The sequence below is a fragment of the Mesorhizobium sp. M7A.F.Ca.CA.001.04.2.1 genome (assembly GCF_003998485.1).
Taxonomy (GTDB): domain Bacteria; phylum Pseudomonadota; class Alphaproteobacteria; order Rhizobiales; family Rhizobiaceae; genus Mesorhizobium; species Mesorhizobium ciceri.
Genome location: NZ_RZQT01000193.1, coordinates 1 through 8,714 on the forward strand (window position 1 = coordinate 1; position 8,714 = coordinate 8,714).

General features: G+C 63.3%; 9 protein-coding genes. 1 reads left to right on the forward strand and 8 read right to left on the reverse strand.

Annotated features, from left to right (window positions below; translation table 11 throughout):
- From nuoG to EN955_RS32270, 8 genes are all read right to left on the reverse strand, one after another.
- Nucleotides 1–1,478 (reverse strand): NADH-quinone oxidoreductase subunit NuoG (nuoG, locus tag EN955_RS32235; protein ID WP_127223535.1); only part of this gene is annotated, 1,478 nt, incomplete at its 3' end.
- Nucleotides 1,479–1,551: 73 nt separating this feature from the next.
- Complete coding sequence (locus EN955_RS32240; RefSeq protein ID WP_024501359.1) at nucleotides 1,552–2,241, reverse strand: NADH-ubiquinone dehydrogenase; 690 nt, start codon at nucleotides 2,239–2,241, stop codon at nucleotides 1,552–1,554.
- A 71-nt stretch (nucleotides 2,242–2,312) separates the two neighbouring features.
- Entirely contained in the window at nucleotides 2,313–3,617 is a 1,305-nt protein-coding gene (gene nuoF, locus EN955_RS32245) for an NADH-quinone oxidoreductase subunit NuoF (RefSeq protein ID WP_013531094.1), read from the reverse strand.
- A gap of 10 nt (nucleotides 3,618–3,627) precedes the next feature.
- Nucleotides 3,628–4,908 (reverse strand): NADH-quinone oxidoreductase subunit E, encoded by a 1,281-nt coding sequence (locus EN955_RS32250; protein ID WP_024501360.1) that lies wholly within the window; start codon nucleotides 4,906–4,908, stop codon nucleotides 3,628–3,630.
- The gene (locus EN955_RS32255) at nucleotides 4,909–6,099 is read right to left on the reverse strand and encodes an NADH-quinone oxidoreductase subunit D (RefSeq protein ID WP_024501361.1); all 1,191 of its coding nucleotides are present in this window, start codon (nucleotides 6,097–6,099) and stop codon (nucleotides 4,909–4,911) included.
- The gene (locus EN955_RS32260; protein ID WP_024501362.1) at nucleotides 6,100–6,702 is read right to left on the reverse strand and encodes an NADH-quinone oxidoreductase subunit C; all 603 of its coding nucleotides are present in this window, start codon (nucleotides 6,700–6,702) and stop codon (nucleotides 6,100–6,102) included.
- Between the two features lie 4 nt (nucleotides 6,703–6,706).
- Nucleotides 6,707–7,288, reverse strand: a complete 582-nt coding sequence (locus EN955_RS32265; RefSeq protein ID WP_013531090.1) for an NADH-quinone oxidoreductase subunit B — start codon at nucleotides 7,286–7,288, stop codon at nucleotides 6,707–6,709.
- Nucleotides 7,279–7,644 carry an NADH-quinone oxidoreductase subunit A gene (locus tag EN955_RS32270; protein WP_010910112.1) on the reverse strand — a complete coding sequence of 122 codons (366 nt, stop codon included), beginning with the start codon at nucleotides 7,642–7,644 and terminating at the stop codon, nucleotides 7,279–7,281. Before EN955_RS32270 ends, EN955_RS32265 begins: the two co-directional genes overlap by 10 nt.
- Nucleotides 7,645–7,975: 331 nt before the next feature.
- Between EN955_RS32270 and EN955_RS32275 the strand changes: the two genes are divergently transcribed.
- Nucleotides 7,976–8,714, forward strand: a 739-nt coding sequence (locus EN955_RS32275) for a crosslink repair DNA glycosylase YcaQ family protein (RefSeq protein WP_164769944.1), incomplete at its 3' end; no start/stop codon positions are given.

The window sequence follows — 8,714 nt, forward strand, 5'->3', positions numbered from 1 at the left end:
GCATTGTGCAGCGCGGCAAAGCCGTTCCAGTCTGCGCTGGCAGCGTTGACGGCGGCCGCGAGCTTGGCCGCCTGGCCGAGCACGGCCGCGCCATCGGCACGCGCCAGCGCGCCCTGTCCCACGATGATCAGCGGGTGTGTCGCCTTCTTCAGCGTCTGGAAGAACTTGCCGTTTCCGTCAGCCAAATCCTTCAGCGAATCCGGCCCGGCGCCCAGCTGTTCGTAGTCGTAGCGGGTATCGCCGACATCGCCGATGACGCCGACCGGCAGATTGCCGGTCCGCCAGCGCTTGCGGATACGGGCATTGAGCACCGAGGCTTCATAGCGTGGGTTGGCGCCGATGATCAGCACCGCATCGGCCTGCTCGATGCCTTCGATGGTCGGGTTGAAGATGTAGCTCGCGCGGCCGAGCGCCGGATCGAGTGCGGCGCCATCCTGGCGGCAATCGGTATTCTTCGAGCCGAGCGAAGCCATCAGCAGCTTGAGCGCATAGGTTTCTTCGACGGCGGCGAGATCGCCCGCGATAGCGCCGATCTTTTCGGGCGCCGTCTTCGACACCGCGTCCTTGATCGCGGCGAAGGCCTCGGCCCAGCTGGCAGCAACCAGCCTGCCGTCCTTGCGCACATAGGGGCGGTCAAGGCGCTGCGTGCGCAGGCCGTCCCAGATGAAGCGGGTCTTGTCGGAGATCCACTCCTCGTTCACCGCCTCGTTGACGCGCGGCAGGATGCGCATCACTTCGCGGCCCCGGCTATCGACGCGGATCGCCGAGCCGACGGCATCCATCACGTCGATGGATTCGGTCTTGGTCAGCTCCCACGGCCGCGCCTGGAAGGCGAATGGCTTCGAGGTCAGCGCGCCGACCGGGCAAAGGTCGATGACATTGCCCTGCAGCTCCGAGGTCATCGCCTGTTCGAGATAGGTGGTGATCTCGGCATCCTCGCCACGGCCGATCAGGCCCAGTTCGGAAATGCCGGCGACTTCGGTGGTGAAGCGGACGCAGCGCGTGCAGTGGATGCAGCGGTTCATCACCGTCTTCACCAGCGGTCCGATGTATTTGTCTTCGACCGCGCGCTTGTTCTCGTGATAGCGCGAGGAATCGACGCCGAAGGCCATCGCCTGGTCCTGCAGGTCGCATTCGCCGCCCTGGTCGCAGATCGGGCAATCCAGCGGATGGTTGATCAGCAGGAACTCCATCACGCCTTCCCTGGCCTTCTTGACCATCGGCGTGTTGGTGAAGATTTCCGGTGCCTCGCCATTCGGGCCGGGACGCAGGTCGCGCACGTTCATGGCGCAGGAGGCCTGCGGCTTGGGCGGCCCGCCCTTCACCTCGATCAGGCACATGCGGCAATTGCCGGCGATCGACAGCCGCTCATGGAAGCAGAAGCGCGGCACTTCCGCGCCAGCGTCTTCCGCCGCCTGCAGCAGCGTGTAGTGGTCGGGTACAGTGATCTCTTTCCCGTCGACCTTGAGCTTTGCCATTCGCCTCAAACCCCTGCGGAGTTCCCGCAATCTCTTTTTCCGGACGCGGTCGAGACCACGTCGGGCACTTCATTCACTTCTTGACGGCGAGCGCCGCCGCTTGAGCTGTCCAATCGTCGCGGCCGATGCGGCCGCCGAGCGACAGATAGTCTTCGACCCAGGCAACCTCTTGCGGCGTCCATGCCGCGATCTGGGCATACGTCCAGATGCCGAGGCCGTTGAGAACCTTTTCCAGCTTGGGCCCGATGCCGGATATCGCCTTGAGATCCGCCGGTTTCGCCGGCTTCTCCATGGCCTTGGGCTGCCTGAAGTCCTCGGGCAACAGCGCATCGCCGACGCCGCCCGTTGCGGGAACGGCATTTGCCACCGGCGTCATGGTGGCGGCTTCCTTGGCGGCAATATCGGTGACTTCCTGCGCGAAGGACTGCGCCTCGGCGATCATTGTTTTCGCCGTTGCCCGTGCCTTGGTGGAGGAAGGACTCGGTTCATCGAACTGCGCGACGCGCGCCTCCAAATCATCGACGATCGGCTGCAGCAGCCGCTGCGAGGCTTCTGCCGCGCCTGAAAACGCGCCCAGCCAGACGCCGAAAGCATGATTGGCAAGCCCGAGGCCAAGCGCCGACATCGCCGCCGCACCCGCCACAGGATGCACGAAAAGGTTGACGGCACTGGCCATCTCCTTCGGCATCATCCTGGTCAAGTCCTGGTTCATCTGCTCGATCTGGTCCAAATTGGGCATCAGCGGGTTCGAATACGGCGCCATAGAGTTCTCCTGGTCGTTTCGTCGTTCGCCCCGCCCTTCGCTGCGGACTTTCGTCCGCGTAAAACGTTCTTCTATTCCGCCGCCACCATCACAGGCTCGGCCCGGTGCGCATTGCGCGAAAACTCGTCGATGCGCCGCTCCACTTCGCCGCGGAAATGCCGCATCAGGCCCTGGATCGGCCATGCCGCCGCGTCGCCCAGCGCGCAGATCGTATGGCCTTCGATCTGCTTGGTGACGTCGAGCAACATATCGATCTCGCGCTTCTGCGCCTCGCCGCGCACCAGCCGTTCCATCACCCGCCACATCCAGCCGGTGCCTTCGCGGCATGGCGTGCACTGGCCGCAGCTCTCGTGCTTGTAGAAGTAGGAAAGCCGCGCGATCGCCTTCACGACATCGGTCGACTTGTCCATGACGATGACAGCCGCGGTTCCAAGGCCGGATTTGAGGTCGCGCAGCGCGTCGAAATCCATCGGCGCGTCGATGATCTGTTCGGCCGGCACCAGCGGCACCGAAGCGCCGCCCGGTATGACCGCCAAAAGATTGTCCCAGCCGCCGCGAATGCCGCCGCAATGCGTCTCGATCAGCTCGCGGAACGGGATCGACATCGCCTCTTCGACCGTGCACGGATTGTTGACGTGGCCGGAGATGCAAAACAGCTTGGTGCCGACATTGTTGGGCCGGCCGAAGGACGAGAACCAGGCCGCGCCGCGGCGCAGGATGGTCGGCGCAACCGCGATCGATTCGACATTGTTGACCGTGGTCGGACAGCCATAGAGGCCGACATTGGCCGGGAATGGCGGCTTCAGCCGCGGCTGGCCCTTCTTGCCTTCGAGGCTTTCGAGGAGCGCTGTCTCCTCGCCGCAGATATAGGCGCCGGCGCCGTGGTGCATGTAGATGTCGAAATCGTAGCCGGAGGTGTTGTTCTTGCCGATCAGCTTGGCCTCATAGGCCTCCTCGATCGCGCGCTGCAGCGCCTCGCGCTCGCGGATGAACTCGCCGCGCACATAGATGTAGGCGGCAACCGCACCCATGGCGAAACCGGCAAGCAGCGCGCCCTCGACCAGCGTATGGGGGTCGTTGCGCAGGATGTCGCGGTCCTTGCAGGTGCCGGGCTCGGATTCGTCGGCGTTGATGACGAGATAGCTCGGCCGGCCATCGCTCTGCTTGGGCATGAACGACCATTTGAGGCCGGTCGGGAAGCCGGCGCCGCCACGGCCGCGCAGGCCCGACGCCTTCATCTCGTTGACGATCCACTCGCGGCCCTTGGCGACGATGCCGGGCGTGTTATCCCAGGCGCCGCGCGCCATCGCGCCGGCCAAGGACTTGTCGAACAGGCCGTAGATATTGGTGAAGATGCGGTCTTTATCCCCGAGCATTTTTCGTCCCTCAGACCGGCTTCTTGCCGAAGACGCGGATGTATTCGGCGACGCCACCCTTGGCGAGCGCCTTGGCCTGCTTGACCCAGTCGTCGCGATCGATGCGGCCCTGGAAAGAGAGATAGCCATCCACCCACTCGCGTTCGGCCTTCTTCCACGACGCGACCTGCGCGAAGGTAAAGATGCCCAGCGTATGCAGGATGCCCTCGATCTTGGGGCCGACGCCGGAGATCAGTTTGAGGTCATCGACCTGTGCCGGCCTGTCGATGCCGGCCGGGCGGTTCTTGTCCCCGAGCGACGGTTTGGCCGGCTTGGCGGCCGGTACCTTGACCTCTGGCGCCTTGAAGGCGGAGGCCGGCTCGGCCTTGGTGATGGGGCCACTGCGCTGCTTGGAAACCTGCTCGACTTTGGAGTCTGCCTTGTTGGCATTGGCGGCCGAATGCAGTGGAGCGGCAACACTCGCCGCCTTTTCAACCGCCGGCGCGACCTTGGTTTTTGAAGGCGTCTTCAACGCCGGGCTGGTTTCAGGGGCGTCGGTCTTCGGCTTGCTGGTGTTGGACGGTGCGACAGGGGCCGCGGCCGGCGCCGGCACCGGCGCTGCGACGATCGCGTCGGGTGCCGCCCTGGCGGCCTTGGCCGCCTCCCTGGCTTCCCTGTCGCGGGTCGACTTGAGGATCGCCTTTTCGCTCTTCAGCGTGGTGAGGCCGGAGGCCGGCTCCGAGCCGGTGCGGCCGTTCTGCGGCCCCGGTTCCACCGCAGCACCCTTGCCGGCGTCATAGAGATCGATGATTTCAGCCAGGCGTTCCGGCGTCAGATCCTCGAACGTGTCCTTGAAGATCATCACCATCGGCGCGTTGACGCAGGCACCGAGGCATTCCACCTCTTCCCAGGACAAGGTTCCCTTGTCGTTGGTGTGGAACTGGTCGTGATGGATTTTGGAGCGGCAGACATCCATCAGCGCTTCCGAACCGCGCAGCATGCAGGGCGTGGTGCCGCAGACCTGGATGTGCGCACGCGTGCCGACCGGATTCAACTGGTACTGCGTGTAGAAGGTCGCGACTTCCAGCCCGCGGATGCGCGGCATGCCGAGCATGTCGGAGATCGTCTCGATCGCCGCCTTCGTCACCCAGCCTTCCTGCTCCTGTGCTATCATCAGAAGCGGGATGATGGCCGACTGTTCACGGCCCTTCGGGTACTTCTTGATCCATTGCTTCGCAGCCGCGGCATTCGCCCGGTTGAAGGCGAAGGATGCTGGCTGGACGCTGGCTTCTGCGAGACGGCGGACTGACATTTAGCGATCGACCTCACCAAACACGATGTCGAGGGAGCCGAGAACGGCGGTGACGTCGGCCAGCATGTGGCCGCGGCAGAGGAAATCCATCGCCTGCAGATGCGCGAAACCCGGCGCGCGCAGCTTGCAGCGGTAGGGCTTGTTGGAGCCGTCGGAGACCAGATAGACGCCGAATTCGCCCTTCGGCGCCTCGACGGCGGCGTAAACCTCGCCGGCCGGCACGCGATAACCCTCGGTGTAGAGCTTGAAGTGATGGATCAGCGCTTCCATCGAGCGCTTCATCGCCTGGCGCTTGGGCGGCACCACCTTGCCATCGAGGTTCGACACCGGGCCGGTGCTCTCCTTGCCGAGCAAAAGGTCGACGCACTGGCGCATGATCTTCGCCGACTGGCGCATTTCTTCCATGCGCACGAGGTAGCGGTCGAAGCAGTCGCCGTTCTTGCCGATCGGAATATCGAAATCCATCTCCGAATAGCATTCATAGGGTTGCGACTTGCGCAGGTCCCAGGCTGCACCCGAGCCACGCACCATCACGCCCGAAAAACCCCAAGCCCAGGCATCCGCCAGCGAGACGATGCCGATATCGACATTGCGCTGCTTGAAGATGCGGTTGCCGGTCAGCAGCCGGTCGAGGTCGTCGATCGACTTCAGGAACGGGTCGATCCACTTGCCGATGTCCTCGACCAGCTGACGCGGCAGGTCCTGATGGACGCCGCCGGGCCGAAAATAAGCGGCATGCATGCGCGAACCGGAGGCGCGCTCATAGAACACCATCAGCTTTTCGCGTTCGACGAAGCCCCACAGCGGCGGCGTCAGCGCACCGACGTCCATCGCCTGCGTCGTCACATTGAGGATGTGCGACATGATGCGGCCGATCTCGCTGTAGAGAACGCGGATCACCTGGCCGCGCTTCGGCACCTCGATGCCGAGCAGACGCTCGGCGGCCAGCGCAAAGGCATGTTCCTGGTTCATCGGCGCGCAATAGTCGAGCCGGTCGAGATAGGGTACCGCCTGCAGATAGGTTTTGGCTTCGATCAGCTTTTCGGTACCGCGATGCAGCAGTCCGATATGCGGATCGACGCGATCGACGACTTCGCCGTCCAGCTCCAGCACAAGGCGCAAAACGCCGTGCGCCGCGGGGTGTTGCGGGCCGAAATTGATGTTGAAGTTGCGGACGGAGGTTTCAGCCATTTACTGCTTTGCCTTCTCGTCACCCGGCAGCACGTAATCCGTACCTTCCCACGGGGACAGAAAATCGAAATTGCGGAATTCCTGCTTGAGCTCGACCGGCTCATAGATAACGCGCTTGGCCTCGTCGTCGTAGCGCACCTCGACGAAGCCGGTCAGCGGGAAATCCTTGCGCAAGGGATGGCCTTCGAAGCCATAGTCGGTCAGCAGGCGGCGCAGGTCGGGATGGCCGGAGAACAAAACGCCGTAGAGATCGTAGGTCTCGCGCTCGAACCAGTCGGCGCCGGGATAGACGCCGGTGATCGACGGCACCATGGTTTCCTCGTCGGCCTGCACCTTGACGCGGACGCGCACATTCTGCTTCGGCGACAACAGGTGATAGACGACGTCGAAACGCTTGGCCCGCGACGGATAGTCGGCGCCGCAGACATCGATGATCGAGATGAACTGGCAGCGCGCATCGTCGCGCAGGAAGGTCATCACTTCGACCAGATCGCGCGGCTCGACATGGATGGTGAGTTCGCCATAGGCGATATCAGCCTCGTTCACGCGGCCGATCAGCTTCTCGCCGAGATAGTTCGACAGTTCGCTCAGGGATGCGGTCATGGATTTACCGTTCGATCGTGCCGGTGCGGCGGATCTTCTTCTGCAGGAGAAGAATGCCGTAGAGCAGCGCTTCGGCGCTCGGCGGACAGCCGGGCACATAGATGTCGACCGGCACGATGCGGTCGCAGCCGCGCACCACCGAATAGGAATAGTGGTAATAGCCGCCGCCATTGGCGCAGGAGCCCATCGAGATGACGTAGCGCGGCTCCGGCATCTGGTCGTAGACCTTGCGCAGCGCCGGCGCCATCTTGTTGGTCAGCGTGCCGGCGACGATCATGATGTCGGACTGGCGCGGAGACGCACGCGGCGCGACACCGAACCGCTCCGAATCATAGCGCGGCATCGAGGTGTGGATCATCTCGACCGCGCAGCAGGCGAGGCCGAACGTCATGAACATCAGCGACCCGCTGCGCGCCCAGGTGATGAGCGCCTCGGTCGAAGTGACCAGAAAGCCCTTGTCGGCCAACTCGTTGTTGATCTCGAGGAAGAAGGGATCGTCCTCCCCCACCGGCCTGCCGGTGTTGGGATCGATGATGCCCTTGGGCTTCGGCGCGACGAGGGTGCCTGAACTGTCGTTCAATCCCATTCCAGCGCTCCTTTTTTCCATTCATAGGCAAAGCCGATGGTCAGCACCGCCAAAAAAACCATCATCGACCAGAAACCGAGCATGCCGATTTTCGAAAATGACACCGCCCACGGAAACAGGAAGGCTACTTCCAGGTCGAAGATGATGAACAGGATCGACACCAGGTAGAAACGGATGTCGAACTTCATGCGGGCGTCGTCGAACGAGTTGAAACCGCACTCGTAGGCGGAAAGCTTTTCGGGATCGGGATTGCGGTAGGCCACCAGGAAGGGCGCGGCCAGCAGCGCCAGGCCGACAACCAGCGCCACGCCTATGAACAGGACGATGGGCAGGTATGAGCTCAAGAGTGCGTTCATGCTCGGCTTTCCGTTGGCGCCAATCCACGTTGATTACAGCACCGGACCCTAATGCGGAAGCGTGACAGTTTAACCGCTGAACCGTTTTAAGGGCCTATGCTGCAACGCGGCGAGGGTTAGCGCAGCACTTCCAGCGAAGCAAGTCAAACCTTGTTCAAAACATCGACCTGGACGGCATATCGCGGCAAACTGGTCCGATCCGCTCCTGTTTGATTTCCTTCGCTTTTTACTCCACTTTTCTCTCCTGACATGGATGCCGCCAAAACCCTGCTAGCATGGGTTGGAATCAGCCATTCGACCCTCGGTCAAAACACGTCAAAGTGATATCTGCATGAAGGAAAAGATCTCGCTCCCGATGGCCCGGCGCATTGCGCTTGCCGCCCAGGGGTTCCTCGATCCTCGCCCGACCGGCACGCCCGACCGCCGGCATTTTGCCCGCACGCTGTCCCGCACCGGCCTGTTGCAGATCGATTCCGTCAGCGCGGTGGTGCGCGCTCATTATATGCCGCTCTATTCGCGCCTTGGCCCCTACCCGTTCTCGCTGCTCGACAACGCGGCCGTGACGCGCAAGCGCATGGTTTTCGAATACTGGGCGCACGAGGCCTCCTTCCTGCCGGTCGAGACATACCCGCTGATGCGCTGGCGCATGCAGCGCGCCGAGCGGGGCGAGGAAATGTATCTGGGTCTCGCCAAATGGGGCCGCGAGCACGCCGCCTACATCGAAGAGATCTACCGCGAGGTCGCCGAGCGCGGCCCGATCGCCGCTTCCGCGCTGGAGGGCCAGAAAGGTTCGGGCGGCTGGTGGGGCTGGAGCCATGCCAAACACGCTTTCGAATGGCTGTTCTGGGCCGGCCGCATCACCACGGCGCACCGCCGCGGTTTCGAGCGCTTCTATGACCTGCCCGAGCGCGTGCTGCCGCAGGCGATCCTCGACCTGCCGGTGCCGACGCCTGAGGACGCGCACCGCGAATTGCTGCGCATTTCCGCCCGCGCCCACGGCGTGGCGACTTCAAGCGATTTGCGCGACTATTTCCGCCTGTCGCCGGCCGATATGAAAGGCCGGTTGGAGG